This is a genomic window from Herminiimonas sp. CN (assembly GCF_000622895.1).
Taxonomy (GTDB): Bacteria; Pseudomonadota; Gammaproteobacteria; order Burkholderiales; family Burkholderiaceae_D; genus AVCC01.
In genome coordinates, this window is sequence record NZ_AVCC01000070.1 from 1 (window position 1) to 17,504 (window position 17,504).

The 17,504-nt window shown below is 48.3% G+C and carries 17 protein-coding genes, 1 tRNA gene and 2 pseudogenes; all 20 read left to right on the forward strand.

The annotated features are described in order from the left end of the window. A partial coding sequence (locus HMCN_RS0113580; protein WP_025917898.1) for an exonuclease domain-containing protein occupies nucleotides 1-406 on the forward strand: 406 nt, incomplete at its 5' end. Nucleotides 407-541: 135 nt separating this feature from the next. Further along, nucleotides 542-1,288: a triose-phosphate isomerase gene (tpiA, locus tag HMCN_RS0113585; protein ID WP_025917899.1), complete on the forward strand. Its 747-nt coding sequence runs from the start codon at nucleotides 542-544 to the stop codon at nucleotides 1,286-1,288. 59 nt (nucleotides 1,289-1,347) lie between these two features. Next, complete coding sequence (gene secG / locus HMCN_RS0113590; RefSeq protein WP_025917900.1) at nucleotides 1,348-1,734, forward strand: preprotein translocase subunit SecG; 387 nt, start codon at nucleotides 1,348-1,350, stop codon at nucleotides 1,732-1,734. Nucleotides 1,735-1,820: 86 nt separating this feature from the next. Further along, nucleotides 1,821-1,905 (forward strand) — tRNA-Leu (locus HMCN_RS0113595). A gap of 110 nt (nucleotides 1,906-2,015) precedes the next feature. Continuing rightward, entirely contained in the window at nucleotides 2,016-2,375 is a 360-nt protein-coding gene (locus tag HMCN_RS0113600; protein WP_025917901.1) for an NADH-quinone oxidoreductase subunit A, read from the forward strand. A 3-nt stretch (nucleotides 2,376-2,378) separates the two neighbouring features. Continuing rightward, nucleotides 2,379-2,855 (forward strand): NADH-quinone oxidoreductase subunit B family protein, encoded by a 477-nt coding sequence (locus tag HMCN_RS0113605; RefSeq protein WP_025917902.1) that lies wholly within the window; start codon nucleotides 2,379-2,381, stop codon nucleotides 2,853-2,855. 15 nt (nucleotides 2,856-2,870) lie between these two features. Continuing rightward, on the forward strand, nucleotides 2,871-3,467 hold the full coding sequence (locus HMCN_RS0113610; RefSeq protein ID WP_025917903.1) for an NADH-quinone oxidoreductase subunit C: 597 nt from the start codon (nucleotides 2,871-2,873) through the stop codon (nucleotides 3,465-3,467). Then, nucleotides 3,467-4,720 (forward strand): NADH-quinone oxidoreductase subunit D, encoded by a 1,254-nt coding sequence (locus HMCN_RS0113615; protein WP_025917904.1) that lies wholly within the window; start codon nucleotides 3,467-3,469, stop codon nucleotides 4,718-4,720. Before HMCN_RS0113610 ends, HMCN_RS0113615 begins: the two co-directional genes overlap by 1 nt. Before the next feature lie 28 nt (nucleotides 4,721-4,748). After that, entirely contained in the window at nucleotides 4,749-5,228 is a 480-nt protein-coding gene (gene nuoE, locus HMCN_RS0113620) for an NADH-quinone oxidoreductase subunit NuoE (RefSeq protein ID WP_025917905.1), read from the forward strand. Then, on the forward strand, nucleotides 5,225-6,520 hold the full coding sequence (nuoF, locus tag HMCN_RS0113625; protein WP_025917906.1) for an NADH-quinone oxidoreductase subunit NuoF: 1,296 nt from the start codon (nucleotides 5,225-5,227) through the stop codon (nucleotides 6,518-6,520). Before nuoE ends, nuoF begins: the two co-directional genes overlap by 4 nt. A gap of 24 nt (nucleotides 6,521-6,544) precedes the next feature. Then, nucleotides 6,545-8,863, forward strand: a complete 2,319-nt coding sequence (nuoG, locus tag HMCN_RS0113630; protein ID WP_025917907.1) for an NADH-quinone oxidoreductase subunit NuoG — start codon at nucleotides 6,545-6,547, stop codon at nucleotides 8,861-8,863. After that, the gene (gene nuoH, locus HMCN_RS0113635; RefSeq protein WP_025917908.1) at nucleotides 8,863-9,936 is read left to right on the forward strand and encodes an NADH-quinone oxidoreductase subunit NuoH; all 1,074 of its coding nucleotides are present in this window, start codon (nucleotides 8,863-8,865) and stop codon (nucleotides 9,934-9,936) included. Before nuoG ends, nuoH begins: the two co-directional genes overlap by 1 nt. A gap of 24 nt (nucleotides 9,937-9,960) precedes the next feature. Next, entirely contained in the window at nucleotides 9,961-10,449 is a 489-nt protein-coding gene (nuoI, locus tag HMCN_RS0113640; RefSeq protein WP_025917909.1) for an NADH-quinone oxidoreductase subunit NuoI, read from the forward strand. A gap of 23 nt (nucleotides 10,450-10,472) precedes the next feature. Next, complete coding sequence (locus tag HMCN_RS0113645) at nucleotides 10,473-11,129, forward strand: NADH-quinone oxidoreductase subunit J (protein ID WP_025917910.1); 657 nt, start codon at nucleotides 10,473-10,475, stop codon at nucleotides 11,127-11,129. A 12-nt stretch (nucleotides 11,130-11,141) separates the two neighbouring features. Then, the gene (nuoK, locus tag HMCN_RS0113650; protein WP_025917911.1) at nucleotides 11,142-11,450 is read left to right on the forward strand and encodes an NADH-quinone oxidoreductase subunit NuoK; all 309 of its coding nucleotides are present in this window, start codon (nucleotides 11,142-11,144) and stop codon (nucleotides 11,448-11,450) included. A 47-nt stretch (nucleotides 11,451-11,497) separates the two neighbouring features. Further along, on the forward strand, nucleotides 11,498-13,513 hold the full coding sequence (nuoL, locus tag HMCN_RS0113655) for an NADH-quinone oxidoreductase subunit L (protein WP_025917912.1): 2,016 nt from the start codon (nucleotides 11,498-11,500) through the stop codon (nucleotides 13,511-13,513). A 26-nt stretch (nucleotides 13,514-13,539) separates the two neighbouring features. After that, nucleotides 13,540-15,028: pseudogene (locus HMCN_RS17835) on the forward strand (NADH-quinone oxidoreductase subunit M). 28 nt (nucleotides 15,029-15,056) lie between these two features. Further along, nucleotides 15,057-16,542: pseudogene (gene nuoN / locus HMCN_RS0113665) on the forward strand (NADH-quinone oxidoreductase subunit NuoN). Between the two features lie 19 nt (nucleotides 16,543-16,561). Then, on the forward strand, nucleotides 16,562-16,858 hold the full coding sequence (locus tag HMCN_RS0113670; RefSeq protein WP_025917914.1) for a DUF2818 family protein: 297 nt from the start codon (nucleotides 16,562-16,564) through the stop codon (nucleotides 16,856-16,858). A 64-nt stretch (nucleotides 16,859-16,922) separates the two neighbouring features. Continuing rightward, the gene (locus HMCN_RS0113675) at nucleotides 16,923-17,477 is read left to right on the forward strand and encodes an NUDIX domain-containing protein (RefSeq protein ID WP_025917915.1); all 555 of its coding nucleotides are present in this window, start codon (nucleotides 16,923-16,925) and stop codon (nucleotides 17,475-17,477) included. Nucleotides 17,478-17,504 lie beyond the last annotated feature (27 nt).

Here is a 17,504-nt window from a genome sequence, read left to right on the forward strand (position 1 = left end):
CAAGCGGCTCGATTTGCCGGACTTTGATAGCTACGCGGAAAAAATTACCGATACGCTGGCGCAGGCCAAGGAATTGCACCCTGGCAAGCGCAACTCGCTGGACTCTCTGTGCGACCGTTACGGCATATCGAATGCGCATCGCACCTTGCATGGAGCGCTGCTGGATGCCGAATTGCTGGCTGAAGTCTATCTGGCCATGACGCGCGGGCAGAACAGCCTGACCATCGACCTGGAAGCGCCGGAGTCGGAACTTGCCAGCGGCATCGTCGCTGAATTGCCGCCGCTGGCAGATGTCATGTGCATGTGCGCTAGCGCGGAAGAACTGGCCGAGCATGACGCCATTCTGGCTGACTTGGACAAGCAAACCAAAGGCGATTGCGTTTGGATCAACGAGGGCGCCGCCTGAGCGGCGCAGTCGATCGGATTGATTCGCCGCGGCAGCGAAATTTCGGCATGGGAGGCGCCGATGAGTTGGCCTCAGAGTTTGACCGCCCCAGCGGCAACGGGCTAGAATGCGGGGTTATTGAAAATTTGGACCGATATGCGTCGCAAGCTCATTTGTGGTAACTGGAAGATGAATGGCAGTCTGGCCGCGAATGCCGTGCTGTTGGCTGGCATCAAGGCAGGCTTGTCGCAGTCAAGCTGTGAGGTAGCAGTATGTGCGCCGGCCGTCTATCTCGCGCAATGCCAGGCGGCGTTGACCGGCAGTGCGCTCGGCTGGGGCGCGCAAGACGTTTCCATTCATGCATCCGGTGCTTACACCGGCGAAATTTCCGTTTCCATGCTGCAGGATTTTGCCTGTAAGTACGTAATATTGGGGCATTCCGAACGCCGCGCCTATCATGGCGAGACTGATGCGCAAGTCGCGCTGAAGATGTTGCGCGTCATCCAGGCCGGCCTGACGCCGATTGTTTGTGTCGGCGAAACCCTCGCCGAGCGGGAGTCGGGGCAGACCCAGGCGGTGGTTGGCGCGCAAATGGATGTGCTGCTGGCGGCGCTTGATGCTGCCGACCTGGCTAAGCTGGTAGTCGCTTACGAGCCGGTATGGGCGATCGGTACCGGTAAAACCGCAACGCCGGAAATGGCGCAGGAGGTGCATGCGATATTGCGTGCCAAGCTCGCGCAAAAGAATGCCAAATTGGCGCCGGTCGTGCGTATTCTATATGGCGGCAGCATGAAGCCGGACAATGCGCAAGAGCTGCTTGCAATGCCTGATATCGATGGCGGCCTGATCGGCGGAGCTGCGCTAAATCCGGCGGATTTTCTGGCAATCGTGCATTCCGCTTGATGGCTGGATGTCAGCATTGAAAAAGAATAAATTTTATCTATAAGATTGGAAATCGTTAAATGCATTCCTTGTTTACTATCATTGTTGTAGTCCAGGTCTTATCTGCGTTGGCTATCATAGGGTTGGTTCTGCTGCAACACGGCAAAGGTGCTGATATGGGTGCTGCTTTCGGCTCGGGGGCATCCGGAAGTTTGTTCGGCGCGACCGGATCTTCGAATTTTCTGTCGAAATCGACCGGCTTGGCTGCAGCAATTTTCTTTAGTGCAACCTTGGCGTTGGCGTATCTCGGCAATAAGGGGGCGATTGCTACTGGCGGCGTCATGGAAAATCTTCCTGTGACTTCCGCGCCTGCACCGGCGGCGGCTGGTGCAGCCACGTCGAATCCGGCTGCGGCGGCGGTTGCTCCTGCGCCAGCTGCGGGCAATGCTGCCCAGATTCCAAAATAAGTTGAAAAATAATGTGTTTGCGTAATGTTTTGCTGCAATTGTGCATTGAATAAAAGCATTAAATCGGGTTAAAATACGGCTCTTGTGCCGACGTGGTGAAATTGGTAGACACGCTATCTTGAGGGGGTAGTGGCGAAAGCTGTGCGAGTTCGAGTCTCGCCGTCGGCACCAAAATTTTAGAGGCCAGCATGGGGTATCCTGAGCTGGCTTTTTATCGAGAGTATGGCTGTTTGGCCTGCTGTTTTCGGGCAGTGTGCATTCGGCGCAATTGCGAGAAAAATGTGAACCTCGAAACTTACTTCCCTGTCTTGTTATTCATTCTGGTCGGTATCGGTGTCGGTATCGTGCCGCAGGTGCTTGGGCGCCTGATGGCGCCGCATGCCCCGGATGCTGAAAAACTCTCTCCTTACGAGTGTGGTTTCGAGGCTTTTGAGGATGCGCGCATGAAGTTTGATGTGCGCTACTACCTGATTGCAATTCTATTTATCCTGTTTGATCTGGAAACTGCGTTTTTCTTTCCGTGGGGCGTGGCAATGCGCGACCTCGGCTGGTCCGGTTTCGTAACGATGTTGGTGTTTATCGTCGAATTCGTGGTCGGTTTTTGGTATATCTGGAAGAAAGGTGCCCTTGATTGGGAGTGAGTCATGTCGATTGAAGGCGTATTAAACGAGGGTTTTGTTACCACGACGGCGGATAAGTTGATTAACTGGACGCGCACCGGTTCCATGTGGCCGATGACATTTGGTTTGGCTTGCTGTGCGGTGGAGATGATGCATGCTGGCGCATCGCGTTACGACATGGATCGCTTTGGCGTGGTTTTCCGTCCGTCGCCGCGTCAGTCGGATGTGATGATTGTGGCTGGCACGCTATGCAATAAGATGGCGCCGGCGCTGCGTAAGGTATATGACCAGATGGCCGAGCCGCGTTGGGTGATATCGATGGGTTCATGTGCCAACGGCGGTGGTTACTATCATTATTCCTATTCGGTGGTGCGTGGTTGTGATCGGATTGTGCCGGTGGATATATACGTGCCGGGCTGCCCGCCGACGGCGGAAGCGCTTCTCTACGGCATTATGCAATTGCAAAACAAGATCAAGCGCACCAACACCATCGCGCGCTAACAGGATCGATTGAAAATGATGACAAAACTGGAATCGCTTGAGACTGCATTGCGCAGTGTGATCGCCGATCGTCTCGATGGCCTGACGGTTGCTCTTGGTGAGATCACTGTGGTGGTGGCTGCATCCAATTATCTGTCGGTGATGCGCGCTTTGCGTGATCATGTGGATTTGCATTTCGATGAATTGATTGATTTGTGCGGCGTCGATTATTCGGCGTATGTCGATGGCGGCTGGAGCGGTCCTCGTTATGCGGCGGTTTCGCATCTGCTTTCCACCAAACATAACTGGCGTTTGCGCGTACGCGTGTTTGCACCGGATGATGAGGTGCCATTGGTGGCTTCTGTAATTACCGTATGGAATTCGGCGAATTGGTATGAACGCGAAGCCTTCGATTTTTTCGGAATCATGTTCGATGGCCACCCCGATTTGCGCCGCATCCTTACTGATTACGGTTTTATTGGTCATCCGTTCCGCAAGGATTTTCCAGTCTCGGGCTATGTGGAGATGCGCTACGATCCGGAGCAAAAGCGGGTGATTTATCAGCCAGTGACGATTGAGCCTCGCGAGATTACGCCGCGCGTGATTCGCGAAGAACATTATGGGATGAAATAATGGCTCAAATTAAAAACTACACACTCAATTTCGGTCCACAGCATCCCGCTGCACATGGCGTATTGCGTCTGGTTCTGGAACTCGATGGCGAGGTGATTCAGCGCGCCGACCCGCATATCGGCTTGCTGCATCGGGGTACCGAGAAGCTGGCAGAGCAAAAAACCTATCTGCAGTCGGTTCCTTACATGGATCGTCTCGACTATGTCTCGATGATGTGCAATGAGCATGCTTATGTAATGGCAGTCGAGAAGTTGTTGGGTTTGGAGGTGCCTCTGCGGGCGCAATACATTCGCGTGATGTTTGACGAGATTACCCGCTTGTTGAACCACTTGCTCTGGTTGGGGGCGCATGCTCTTGACGTTGGCGCCATGGGCGTATTTTTGTACGCATTCCGTGAGCGAGAGGATTTGATGGATTGCTATGAAGCAGTCTCCGGCGCACGTTTGCATGCAGCTTACTATCGTCCGGGTGGCGTGTATCGAGACCTTCCTGATTCCATGCCGCAATTCAAGGCGTCAATTCTGCGCAACGAAAAAGCCATCAGGGCTCTGAATGAGAATCGGCAAGGCTCGCTGCTGGATTTCATTGAGGATTTCACGAATCGCTTTCCAACTTACGTTGATGAATACGAAACCTTGTTGACGGATAACCGCATCTGGAAGCAGCGCCTGGTTGGGGTCGGGGTGGTATCTCCGGAGCGCGCAAAGGCGATGGGATTTACCGGCCCCATGTTGCGTGGTTCCGGTGTCGAGTGGGATCTGCGTAAAAAACAGCCATACGAAGTCTACGATTTGCTGGATTTTGATATTCCTGTGGGCGTCAATGGCGATTGTTATGACCGGTATCTGGTGCGGATTGAGGAAATGCGTCAATCCAACAATATCATCAAGCAATGTGTTTCCTGGTTGCGCAACAATTCGGGACCGGTCATGACCGAGAACAATAAGGTTGCGCCGCCCAGTCGTGTTGATATGAAATCCAACATGGAAGAGTTGATTCATCACTTCAAGCTGTTTTCCGAGGGTATTCATGTGCCTGCCGGAGAGGCTTACGCTGCGATTGAGCACCCGAAAGGCGAGTTTGGCATCTACATGATTTCAGATGGCGCCAACAAGCCATATCGCCTCAAGATTCGCGCGCCAGGATTTGCGCATCTGCAAGGCCTGGATGAAATGGCAAAAGGTCACATGTTAGCTGATGCGGTAACCATCATCGGCACTCAGGATATTGTGTTCGGTGAGATTGACCGCTAATTGCGGATCGATATTTGAGGCAAAAATAATGCTGTTATCAGAACAATCGTATAAGAAAATTGATCGCGAAATCGCGAAATTTCCTGCCGATCAAAAGCAATCGGCGGTCATGGCTGCGTTGGCTATTGCGCAAGATGAGACTGGTTGGCTGGCGCCTGAAGTATTGCAGGATGTTGCAGATTATCTGGGCATGCCCGCGATAGCAGTGCAGGAAGTGGCAACGTTTTACAACATGTACAACCTTAAACCGGTTGGAAAAAACAAAATTACGGTCTGCACCAATTTGCCATGTTCTTTATCCGGCGGGGAGCGCGCTGCGCATTATCTCAAGCAAAAACTGGGTATTGATTACAAAGAAACTACCGGTGATGACCAATTTACTCTGCTTGAGGGCGAGTGCATGGGAGCTTGTGGCGACGCACCAGTACTGACAGTAAACAACAAGCGCATGTGCAGTCACATGTCGAATGAACGCATCGATGAATTGCTGGAGGAATTGAAGAAATGACGAGCCTTCATAATCGGCACATTGAACCGCTCATTCTGGCAGGATTGGATGGCGCTAACTGGCGTTTGAGCGATTATGTCAAGCGTGGCGGTTACGAGTCCCTGAAACGGATTCTTACCGAAAAAATCACGCCGGAGCAAGTGATTGCTGAATTAAAGGCATCGTCCTTGCGTGGTCGCGGGGGCGCTGGTTTTCCGACGGGATTGAAGTGGAGTTTCATGCCGCGCCAGTTTCCAGGGCAAAAATATTTGGTCTGCAATACCGATGAAGGCGAGCCGGGCACATTCAAGGACCGCGACATCATTCGCTACAATCCACATGCACTGATTGAAGGCATGGCCATCGGTGCTTATGCGATGGGAATCACGGTCGGATACAACTATATTCACGGTGAAATTTTTGCTGAATATGAGCGTTTTGAAGAGGCGCTTGAAGAAGCTCGTGCGGCTGGCATGTTGGGAGACAACATTTGCAGCACCGATTTTAAATTTCAATTGCATGCATTCCATGGTTACGGCGCATATATTTGCGGTGAGGAAACTGCATTGCTGGAGTCGCTGGAAGGAAAAAAAGGCCAGCCTCGCTTCAAGCCGCCTTTCCCTGCCAGTTTCGGCTTATATGGCAAGCCGACCACGATTAATAATACCGAGACTTTTGCAGCAGTGCCATTCGTCTTTCGGATGGGGGGCGAAGCCTATGCTGCAATAGGCAAGCCGAATAACGGCGGTACCAAAATTTTCTCGATTTCTGGTGACGTGGCACGGCCTGGCAATTACGAGATGCCTTTGGGCACGCCGTTCGCCACTTTGCTGGAGCTCGCCGGCGGCATGCGCGACGGAAAAAAAATCAAGGCGGTTATTCCAGGCGGCTCATCGGCGCCGGTTATCGTCGGTGATGTAATGATGGCCACCGACATGGATTACGATTCGATTGCGAAGGCGGGATCAATGCTGGGTTCAGGTGCGGTGATCGTCATGGATGAAACCAGGTGCATGGTCAAATCGCTGCTGCGCCTATCGTATTTTTATTTTGAGGAATCCTGCGGTCAATGTACCCCATGCCGTGAAGGCACGGGCTGGATGTATCGGATGGTGCATAGAATCGAGCATGGCAAAGGCCGTCCGGAAGACTTGGATGTGCTCAATTCGGTTGCTGACAACATTCAGGGGCGCACGATTTGTGCGCTGGGCGATGCTGCCGCAATGCCGGTACGTGCATTCATCAAGAATTTCCACGAAGAATTTGAATATCACATCGAGCATAAGCATTGCTTGGTGCCCGCATACTTATAAGCCAGGTCAGGTAAAAGTCAAGCCATGGTCGAAATTGAAATAGACGGTAAAAAAGTCGAAGTGCAAGAAGGCAGCATGGTAATGGATGCTGCGAATAAACTTGGCACCTATATCCCGCATTTTTGCTACCACAAGAAACTGTCGATTGCAGCGAATTGCCGCATGTGTCTGGTTGAGGTAGAGAAAGCACCGAAGCCGCTGCCTGCGTGTGCAACGCCTGTTACATCTGGGATGATTGTGCGCACGGGCAGCGATAAGGCTGTCAAGGCGCAAAAAGGCGTGATGGAATTCCTGCTGATAAATCATCCGCTGGATTGTCCAATTTGCGATCAGGGTGGTGAGTGCCAACTGCAGGATCTGGCAGTCGGTTATGGAGCATCGGCCTCGCGTTATCAAGAAGAAAAGCGCGTCGTTTTCCATAAAAATGCGGGCCCGCTGATTTCGATGGAGGAAATGACGCGCTGCATTCACTGTACGCGTTGCGTGCGGTTCGGCCAGGAAATTGCCGGAGTGATGGAGCTTGGCATGCTCAATCGTGGCGAGCATGCAGAAATTACTGCATTTGTCGGGAAGACAATTAATTCCGAATTGTCCGGCAACATGATCGATCTATGTCCAGTAGGGGCGTTGACTTCAAAACCGTTCCGCTACAGTGCTCGCACTTGGGAATTGTCACGACGCAAATCAGTTAGTCCGCACGACAGTTTAGGAGCGAATCTCGTCGTTCAAGTTAAGAATAATAGGGTGATGCGCGTTCTGCCTTTTGAAAACGAAGCTGTCAATGAATGCTGGCTGTCTGACAAGGATCGTTTTTCGTATGAAAGTTTGAACGGAGGCGATCGCCTTACCAAGCCGATGATCAAGCAGGACGGCCAATGGCAGGAAACGGACTGGCAGACTGCATTGGAATATGTGGCGCATGGCTTGAAAAATATCAGGCATGAGCATGGTGCAGATGCGATTGCTGCGCTTGCCGCGCCGCATTCTACTTTGGAAGAATTGTCGCTGCTGCAGAAACTTGTCCGGGGCATCGGATCGGACAATGTTGATTTTAGACTGCGTCAATCGGATTTTTCCCTGGATGGAAAAATTACGCCTTGGCTAGGCATGCCAATTGCAGAGTTCGCACAGTTAAAACAAATTTTTGTGGTCGGCTCATTTCTGCGCAAGGACCACCCGTTGTTGGCGTCCCGTGTACGCCAGGCCGTCAAGCTTGGAGCAAAATTAGACATTCTGCATGCGACTGACGATGATTTACTGATTCCTGTTTCACATAAAATCATCCAGGCGCCGAGCGACTGGGCAGCGACGCTGGGTGAAATCATTGTTGCGGTTGCACAATTGAAAAATATCGCTGTTCCTGCAGTATTTTTCGGCTTGACTCCATCAACTGAGGCAAAAAATATCGCTTCCGGATTATTGCTGGATGTGCCTAAGGCAATTTTCCTCGGCAATGCAGCTTCGCAACATCCGCAGGCTTCGCAACTGCATGCATCGATAGAGTGGCTATCTGAAAATACCGGTTCGAAATTTGGTTATTTGACGGAAGCTGCCAATACTGTGGGCGGCTACCTGGCAAATGCCATGCCGGTCACTGGAGCGCATGCGGCGCAGTTCTTCACTGCACCACGTAAGGCATACCTGTTATTAAATGCGGAACCTGCTGTCGATTGCGCCAACCCACAGGTGGCGAATGCAGCCTTGGGGCAGGCTGAAATGGTGATCGTAATGTCAGCATTTAAACACGCACTTGATTATGCGGATGTCTTGCTGCCCATCGCGCCTTTTACCGAAACTTCCGGCTCATACGTGAATTGCGAAGGACGAGTACAGAGCTTCAATGGCACGGTTAAGCCACTTGGAGAAACCCGGCCTGGTTGGAAAGTGCTGCGGGTATTGGGTAATTTGCTGGATATACCTGATTTTAATTATGAGTCTTCTGAAGTAATTCGCGACGAAGTCATCGGCGTTGGTATTGTTTCCGACCGCTTGAATAACAACGCTAGAACGGAACTCAATGCACCAGTCAGGGAGAGTGCCGGTCTGCAACGCGTCGCAGATGTCCCAATTTATTTCACTGATCCGATAGTGCGCCGGGCAGCTTCGCTCCAGGCAACTGCCGATGCGAAGGTGCCGGTAGCCTATTTATCCGCTGCACTATTTACACAACTTGGATTACAAGAAGGGGCCAGAGTCATAGTTCGCCAAGGAGCGGGTAGCGCCTTATTGAAGGCGGAGATTGGTGCCGGTCAGCCAGAATCTGTAGTAAGAGTTGCGGCCGGGCATCCCGCGACGGCAGCACTTGGCGCAATGTTTGGTTCTGTTGTTGTGGAGCGTGCCTGATGGATCAATTGCTTGTCACAATTCATGCCACGGGACAAAATTTCTTCGGTTCCGTTTGGCCTTTGATCTGGAACCTGGTGAAAATTGTTTGCATCGTGTTGCCCATCATGGGCTGCGTAGCTTATTTGACTCTGTGGGAGCGCAAGTTAATCGGCTGGATGCACGTGCGTCTGGGGCCCAATCGGGTAGGTCCGGCTGGTCTGCTGCAGCCAATTGCAGATGCCCTGAAACTACTTCTGAAAGAAATCATTATTCCGGCCAAAGCGAACAGGATGTTGTTTGTAATCGCGCCGATCATGACGATTATGCCGGCGTTGGCGGCTTGGGCGGTTATTCCATTTGGCCCAGAGGCTGTTCTGGCGAATGTGAATGCGGGCTTGTTATTTGTTATGGCAATAACATCCATGGAAGTGTATGGCGTCATTATTGCTGGTTGGGCATCGAATTCAAAATATGCATTTTTGGGAGCCATGCGAGCTTCCGCACAAATGATCTCTTACGAGATAGCGATGGGTTTCGTATTGGTGATTGTATTGATGGTTACTGGAAGCCTTAATTTCATCGATATTGTGACGACTCAATCCAGTGGCTATTTTGCTGATAAAGGTCTGAACTTTCTGTCGTGGAATTGGCTTCCTTTGTTCCCGATGTTTGTTGTTTATGTAATTTCCGGTATTGCGGAAACAAATAGACATCCTTTTGACGTAGTGGAAGGTGAATCGGAAATTGTAGCCGGTCATATGGTTGAGTATTCCGGGATGTCATTTGCCATGTTCTTCCTGGCCGAATATGCCAACATGATTCTGATTTCGGCGTTGGCATCGTTGATGTTCCTGGGTGGATGGCTATCACCGATTAATTCCGTTTTGTTTAATTGGATTCCGGGTTGGATCTGGCTGGGAATCAAGACTTTCCTGGTGGTATCGATCTTTATTTGGGTGCGTGCTTCCTTTCCTCGTTACCGTTACGATCAAATCATGCGTCTCGGCTGGAAAGTGTTCATCCCGCTGACTCTGGCATATTTGGTTATTGTTGCTGCATGGATGCAGACGTCTTTGAATATTTGGAAGTAATTGGGAAGGTGGGGCTGATATTTTATGGACGCCGTTAAGGATTTTTTCGGTAGCTTAATGCTCCGAGAGTTGCTCAAAGGTCTGGCATTGACCGGACGGTATTTGTTCGCACGCAAGATTACGGTTCAGTTTCCAGAGGAAAAAACGCCGCAATCGCCTCGGTTTCGCGGATTGCATGCATTACGTCGCTATCCAAACGGCGAAGAGCGTTGCATTGCATGCAAACTATGCGAGGCAGTTTGTCCTGCCATGGCAATTACGATTGAATCTGATCAGCGCGCTGATGGCACGAGAAGAACCACTCGCTACGATATTGATTTGACAAAGTGCATTTTTTGCGGTTTTTGCGAGGAATCATGTCCAGTTGATTCGATTGTGGAAACGCATATTCTTGAATACCACGGTGAAAAACGCGGTGATCTGTACTACACAAAAGAAATGCTGCTAGCTGTCGGTGACCGCTATGAAAATGAAATCGCTGCTGCTCGCGCAGCCGATGCCGCGTATCGTTAATCTGGTCCTTTATTTGGCTTGTCATGGAATTTAAAACCGCACTTTTCTACGTTTTCTCGGCGATCTTGGTTATTGCTGCAGCACGCGTCATTACAGCCCGCAATCCTGTACATTCTGCACTATTTCTTGTGCTGTCCTTCTTTTCGGCAGCCGCACTTTGGATGTTGCTCAAGGCTGAGTTTCTATCAATAGTTCTGGTGCTGGTCTATGTCGGTGCAGTAATGGTTCTTTTCTTATTTGTCGTGATGATGCTTGACATCAATCTGGACAAAATGCGCGAAGGTTTCTGGGGGTATTTTCCTTTGGCTGCAACTATCGGCGTAGTAATCGCGTTAGAAATGGCGGCAGTGTTATTGCGCGGTTTTTGGGTAGCGGATCCGCTGATTCCGGCTGCTGCCGACATGATTGGCAATACCAAGGAACTTGGAAAGCTAATTTATACGCAATATGTTTTCGCGTTTGAAATTGCCGCTGTAATTCTTTTGGTCGCCATCATTGCTGCAGTTGCGCTCACGATGCGCCGGCGCAAGGATAGTAAACATTTCCATCCATCGGATGCAGTGAAGGTTAAGCGGAATGACCGGATTCGGATTGTGAGCATGAAATCGGAATCCGCTCGTGCGAATAATCTTGATGTTCCGTCATTGCCAGTGGCAATCTCTGGAACAGAGCAAAAATAAGGATTTAGGAAAATGACACTATCACTTGCGCATTATCTAATTCTTGGCGCAATACTATTTTCGATTTCAATTATCGGTATTTTTTTAAATCGCAAAAATATTATTGTATTACTAATGGCAATAGAGCTTATGTTGCTCGCTGTTAATATGAATTTTGTCGCTTTTTCCCATTATTTGGGAGATGCTGCTGGCCAGGTTTTCGTTTTCTTCATTTTGGCGGTGGCTGCGGCTGAATCCGCAATTGGCCTCGCCATTTTGATAGTTCTGTTCCGCAATATGAATACTATCAATGTCGAAGATCTGGATTCTCTCAAAGGCTAGCAATCAGCTTCTCTGAAATATTCTCTGGAATTAATAAAAGGGTCATCATGGCGGGGCAACTTAACCCTAATTTACTACTGGTCGTTCCACTGGCGCCCCTCGCGGGGTCTGTCATCGCAGGGCTGTTCGGCACCAAGTTTTTTGGCAATATAATCGGGCGAACAGCATCTCATACTGTGACAATACTGGGCGTACTTATCGCATTTGTCCTGTCCTGCATGACTTTAAATGAAGTGTTGGACGGGGCTATTTTTAATGGCGTTATCTACAATTGGATGACTGTAGCTGGATTGAAATTTGAAATCGGATTTCTGATCGATAGCCTTACCGCCATGATGATGTGCGTAGTCACGTTTGTATCGCTGATGGTGCATATCTACACTATCGGCTACATGCAGGATGACGAAGGATATAACCGTTTTTTCGCCTATATTTCACTGTTTACTTTTGCGATGTTAATGCTTGTCATGAGCAATAATTTCTTGCAATTATTTTTCGGGTGGGAAGCTGTTGGACTAGTTTCATATCTATTGATCGGCTTTTGGTTCAAGAAGCCGACTGCGATTGCGGCCAACATGAAGGCATTTCTGGTAAATCGGGTCGGTGACTTTGGTTTTATTCTTGGAATCGGTTTATTGGTAGCGTACGCAGGATCCCTGAATTACGGTGAAGTCTTTTCTCAAAAACAGGAGTTGGCAAAACTGATATTTCCAGGTACGAACTGGTTGTTGATAACAGTTGCCTGCATCTGTTTGTTTATCGGGGCAATGGGGAAATCAGCGCAGTTTCCATTGCATGTCTGGTTGCCTGATTCGATGGAAGGTCCGACACCTATATCTGCCTTGATTCATGCCGCAACAATGGTTACTGCCGGTATTTTTATGGTGGCAAGAATGTCGCCGCTGTTTGAACTGTCGGATACCGCCTTGTCATTTGTTTTGATTATTGGCTCAATTACCGCATTGTTCATGGGGTTTCTCGGTATTATCCAGAACGACATTAAACGAGTTGTCGCGTATTCGACTCTGTCGCAACTGGGCTATATGACAGTTGCTCTTGGCGCATCGGCTTATTCTGTTGCTGTATTCCATTTGATGACTCATGCGTTCTTTAAAGCATTATTATTCCTGGCTGCCGGTTCGGTGATTATCGGCATGCATCACGATCAGGATATCCGCAACATGGGCGGCTTGAGAAAATACATGCCGATTACTTGGATTACATCGCTTCTTGGCTCGCTGGCGTTGATCGGCACACCTTTTTTCTCCGGCTTCTACTCAAAAGACAGCATCATAGAAGCAGTTCATAACTCGGAAATTTACGGTTCAGGTTTCGCAAGTTTTGCGGTTCTTGCCGGCGTATTTGTAACCGCATTTTATTCTTTCCGCATGTATTTCCTTGTTTTTCATGGCAAGGAGCGCTTTGGGCATGCACACCATCACGATGATGAACACCACCATGGTTTGGCGGCTGGTCAAAAGCCGCATGAATCTTCACTGGTTGTGACTTTGCCACTCGTTCTTCTGGCCATCCCCTCGGTGATCATCGGCTATTTCACGATTGAGCCAATGCTGTTTGGAAATTTCTTCAAGGATGCGATTTTTGTTGCCGAGTCACATGAGGCGATGGCGGAAATTGCAAAAGAATTTCACGGATCTCTTGCAATGGCAATTCACGCATTAACCACGGCCCCTTTCTTTCTGGCATTGGCGGGTGTTGTGAGCGCATATTATTTTTATATGGTTGATCCGCGCATTCCTGCATATATCAAGGGTAAATTCGGGCCAATTTATGAATTGCTGGAAAACAAGTATTATCTGGATAAATTCAACGAAGTTGTTATCGCCGGAGGAGCGCGTGTGCTTGGTAATGGCCTGTGGAATATTGGCGATAAAACCCTGATTGACGGATTTATAGTCAACGGTAGCGCCAAGTTAGTTGGCGTATTTTCGAAATTTTCCAGAAAAATTCAATCTGGCTACCTCTATCACTACGCGTTTGTGATGATCGTCGGTGTTCTAGGCTTTCTCATTTATTTCATGCCTTTCCCGTTTGCCAAATAAGCTGACAAAGAAAACAGATAATAACCATGATGCAGTCAACTTCCCCACTTTTGAGTTTAGCGATTTGGTGTCCTATCGCTTTTGGTATCTTCATTTTGGCATTCGGTAGTGATGACAAACCCAGGTTGGTACGGGTAGCGTCGCTGATTGGTGCAATTACAAGTTTCCTTGTGACACTGCCTTTGATTCAGCGCTTCGATAACGTTGCGCATGAGATGCAATTTGTCGAAAAATACAGTTGGATTGAACGTTTTAATATCAACTATTTTCTTGGAATCGATGGTATCTCTGTCTGGTTCATTGTATTGACAGCCTTCATTACGGTGATTGTCGTTATTGCTGGATGGGAAGTGATTGAGAAAAAAGTGGCCCAATATATGGGGGCTTTTCTGATTTTGTCCGGCCTGATGATTGGCGTTTTCTGTGCGCTTGATGGCTTGTTGTTTTATGTGTTTTTCGAGGCTACTCTTATTCCGATGTTTATCATAATCGGTGTATGGGGTGGAGCCAATCGCGTCTACGCAGCGTTCAAGTTCTTTCTTTATACGTTGATGGGTTCTTTGCTGACATTAGTAGCGATCCTGTACCTTTATACAAAGACAGGCAGCTTTGATATTCTGACATGGCAAAAATTTCCCCTGCCTTTATCCGTGCAGATACTGATTTTCTTTGCATTTCTTATGGCTTTTGCTGTCAAGGTTCCAATGTGGCCGGTGCATACCTGGCTGCCGGATGCGCACGTTGAGGCGCCTACTGGCGGGTCGGTAGTGCTGGCTGCGATTATGCTGAAGCTTGGGGCATATGGCTTTTTACGTTTTTCTTTACCGATTACGCCGGATGCAAGCCATTACTTGTCTGGATTGATGATTGCCTTGTCACTAATCGCTGTGATTTATATCGGATTGGTTGCAATGGTGCAGAAAGACATGAAGAAACTAGTGGCTTATTCGTCGATCGCGCATATGGGTTTTGTTACGTTGGGTTTCTTCATGTTTAATGATGTGTCGGTACAGGGCGGTATCGTTCAGATGATTTCCCACGGCTTTGTTTCCGGTGCCATGTTCCTATGTATTGGGGTACTTTACGATCGCATGCATTCGCGTCAAATTGTCGATTATGGTGGTGTAGTAAATACCATGCCAAAATTTGCAGCATTTTTCGTTTCTGTTTTCGATGGCGAACTCCGGTTTGCCGGCAACTTCTGGTTTTGTCGGTGAATTCATGGTCATTTTAGGTGCTGTGAAATTCAATTTCTGGATAGGTATGCTGGCGGCAACCGCTCTTATTTTGGGAGCCGCATATTCACTCTGGATGGCCAAGCGCGTGATCTTTGGTGAAATTGCCAACGAACATGTAAGGCAATTGCAGGACATTAATAAGCGTGAATTTTTAATGTTGGCATTATTGGCTATTGCAGTGATTGGAATGGGTTTGTATCCAGCGCCATTTACCGATGTTATGCAAACGTCAGTCACAGACTTATTGAAACATGTCGCTATCTCAAAAGTGAACTAAATCAGTGCATATAGAAGAGGCGACTTAAATGAATACCATGAATCTGACTTTACTTTTTCCCGTAAGTTTTTCTTGTTATCGCGGCATCGGCAATTCTATTAATCGACATGTTTTTGTCTGATGGGAAACGATACATCACCTATGTCTTGTCTTTACTGACTTTACTCGGATGTGCATTGCTTAGCCTGGATTCGTTAAATTCCGGCATCATTGACCATACATTTCACAATATGTTTGTGACAGATCCAATGTCCAATATATTGAAAATATTCTCTTATCTGGCAGTAGGCCTGACTTTGATATATTCGCGCCAATATGCAACCGGGCGAGGAATTGTCGGGGGGAATCTGGGCGGTGAATTTTATGTGCTGGCCTTGTTTGCACTGCTGGGACAAATGATCATGATCTCTGGTAATAATTTCTTGATTATTTATCTGGGACTGGAGTTGATGTCTCTGTCTTTGTACGCCCTGGTAGGGCTGCGCCGCGAGCACAAGGTTTCGACTGAGGCTGCGATGAAGTATTTTATTTTGGGCGCAATGGCTTCCGGATTCTTGCTTTATGGTATGTCAATGCTGTATGGCGCAACCGGCTCACTCGATCTGACAGAAGTTGCTAAGGCTACTGCAACAGGTGCAGTTGATAGGACGGTTTTAGTTTTTGGTATAGTTTTTCTGGTTTCCGGCTTGGCATTCAAACTGGGCGTCGTTCCTTTTCATATGTGGGCTCCAGACGTTTATCAAGGTGCGCCGACTGCAGTAACGCTGTTGCTTGGCGGTGCACCAAAATTGGCAGCTTTTGCAATTTTTATCCGGCTGTTGGTTGGAGGCCTATTACCCCTGGCTTTCGACTGGCAACAAATGCTTGTTATTTTATCTGTGTTATCGATGGCTATCGGCAATATTGCCGCCATCGCACAGACCAATTTGAAGCGAATGCTGGCATATTCAACTATTTCCCAGATGGGTTTCATGTTGCTGGGATTGTTATCCGGTGTAGTTGCTGGAAGTACAGCACCTGCCGCTAATGCCTATAGTTCCGCTATGTTTTACACCATCACTTATGTGTTAACTACTTTGGGCACATTCGGTATCATCATGCTGCTGTCACGCAAAGGCTTTGAGGCGGAAAATATTGAGGATTTTAAGGGCTTGAATCAGCGCAGTCCGTGGTTTGCTCTTGTCATGTTGTTGCTGATGTTTTCTTTGGCCGGTATTCCGCCAATGATGGGTTTCTATGCAAAATTGTCCGTTATACAAGCGGTATTGGGAACAGGCCAAACATGGCTAGCCATTCTTGCAATATTATTTTCCCTTATAGGTGCTTTCTATTATCTGCGTGTTGTTAAAGTCATGTACTTTGATGAAGCAATCGATAGATCTCCGATTGTATTCAATAAGGATATGTATGCTGCACTTAGTGTGAATGCCATTATTGTGGTTGGGGTTGGATTGATGCCCGGTGCTCTGATGGCACTGTGTACAGTCGCAATGAGTAAAGTTGTCGGTACTTGACGGTGGGTCGATCCTGTTTATGAATGTAACTTTTTCGGTTTGGTTGATGATCATATTGGCGATATTCACCGCCAATATGCCATTTTTGAATGAGCGTTTGCTTGCGCTCATTCCGATACGGATATCGGTAAAACCTTTTTGGCTGCGTCTGATAGAGATGGTAGTTTTATATTTCACCTTAGGCTTCATTGCACGTTTGTTAGAAGCGAATCTTGGCAATGTTTTTGAGCAAAAGTGGGAATTTTTTGCCGTTACTTCTTTTTTGTTTCTGGTTCTAGCTTATCCCGGTTTTGTTTTGCGTTATTTGCGTAAATAATTTCCTGAATTTTTCTTCTGCCTGGTGTGGAATTGCGCTAAAAGAATCACTACCCATTTCCAATATGGACGATAGACATCTTGAAGAAACCAAAATTGAAGGCAGAATTGCTTTTAGTGGAAGTTTCCTTCAGGTGCAAAGCGATATCGTCAGGCTGCCTGATGGCAAAATATCGTCAAGAGAATATATCCGGCATCCCGGTGCCGTAGTCATCCTTCCTTTATTTGACGACAATTCAGTATTACTTGAGCGTCAGTTTCGCTATCCGTTGAACCGGGTATTCATTGAATTTCCAGCGGGAAAAATAGATCCAAATGAAGATTCTTTGGCAACAGCCCAGCGCGAGTTGCGTGAGGAAACTGGCTATACTGCAACCGACTGGACATTTGTCTGCACTATCCATAATGCGATTGCGTATTCAGACGAATACCTTGATATTTTTGTCGCGCGCGGTCTTCAAGCAGGGATACAAAAGCTGGATGACGGGGAGTTCTTGGATACCTTCAGCGCGTCAGTGAGTGATTTGCTGGCGTGGATTCGGGAAGGCAAAGTAACTGATGTAAAAACAGTCATAGGCGCATTTTGGCTGGACAAAATTTGCACCGGGCAGTGGGTTTGATTTATATTTTTTGCAAGGCAATAAAAA

Coding starts and splice junctions, on each gene's coding strand:
- tpiA (WP_025917899.1), top strand. CDS start 542: ATGCGTCGCAAGCTCATTTGTGGTAACTGGAAGATGAATGGCAGTCTG.
- secG (WP_025917900.1), top strand. CDS start 1,348: ATGCATTCCTTGTTTACTATCATTGTTGTAGTCCAGGTCTTATCTGCG.
- HMCN_RS0113605 (WP_025917902.1), top strand. CDS start 2,379: ATGTCGATTGAAGGCGTATTAAACGAGGGTTTTGTTACCACGACGGCG.
- HMCN_RS0113610 (WP_025917903.1), top strand. CDS start 2,871: ATGATGACAAAACTGGAATCGCTTGAGACTGCATTGCGCAGTGTGATC.
- HMCN_RS0113615 (WP_025917904.1), top strand. CDS start 3,467: ATGGCTCAAATTAAAAACTACACACTCAATTTCGGTCCACAGCATCCC.
- nuoE (WP_025917905.1), top strand. CDS start 4,749: ATGCTGTTATCAGAACAATCGTATAAGAAAATTGATCGCGAAATCGCG.
- nuoF (WP_025917906.1), top strand. CDS start 5,225: ATGACGAGCCTTCATAATCGGCACATTGAACCGCTCATTCTGGCAGGA.
- nuoG (WP_025917907.1), top strand. CDS start 6,545: ATGGTCGAAATTGAAATAGACGGTAAAAAAGTCGAAGTGCAAGAAGGC.
- nuoH (WP_025917908.1), top strand. CDS start 8,863: ATGGATCAATTGCTTGTCACAATTCATGCCACGGGACAAAATTTCTTC.
- nuoI (WP_025917909.1), top strand. CDS start 9,961: ATGGACGCCGTTAAGGATTTTTTCGGTAGCTTAATGCTCCGAGAGTTG.
- HMCN_RS0113645 (WP_025917910.1), top strand. CDS start 10,473: ATGGAATTTAAAACCGCACTTTTCTACGTTTTCTCGGCGATCTTGGTT.
- nuoK (WP_025917911.1), top strand. CDS start 11,142: ATGACACTATCACTTGCGCATTATCTAATTCTTGGCGCAATACTATTT.
- nuoL (WP_025917912.1), top strand. CDS start 11,498: ATGGCGGGGCAACTTAACCCTAATTTACTACTGGTCGTTCCACTGGCG.
- HMCN_RS0113670 (WP_025917914.1), top strand. CDS start 16,562: ATGAATGTAACTTTTTCGGTTTGGTTGATGATCATATTGGCGATATTC.
- HMCN_RS0113675 (WP_025917915.1), top strand. CDS start 16,923: ATGGACGATAGACATCTTGAAGAAACCAAAATTGAAGGCAGAATTGCT.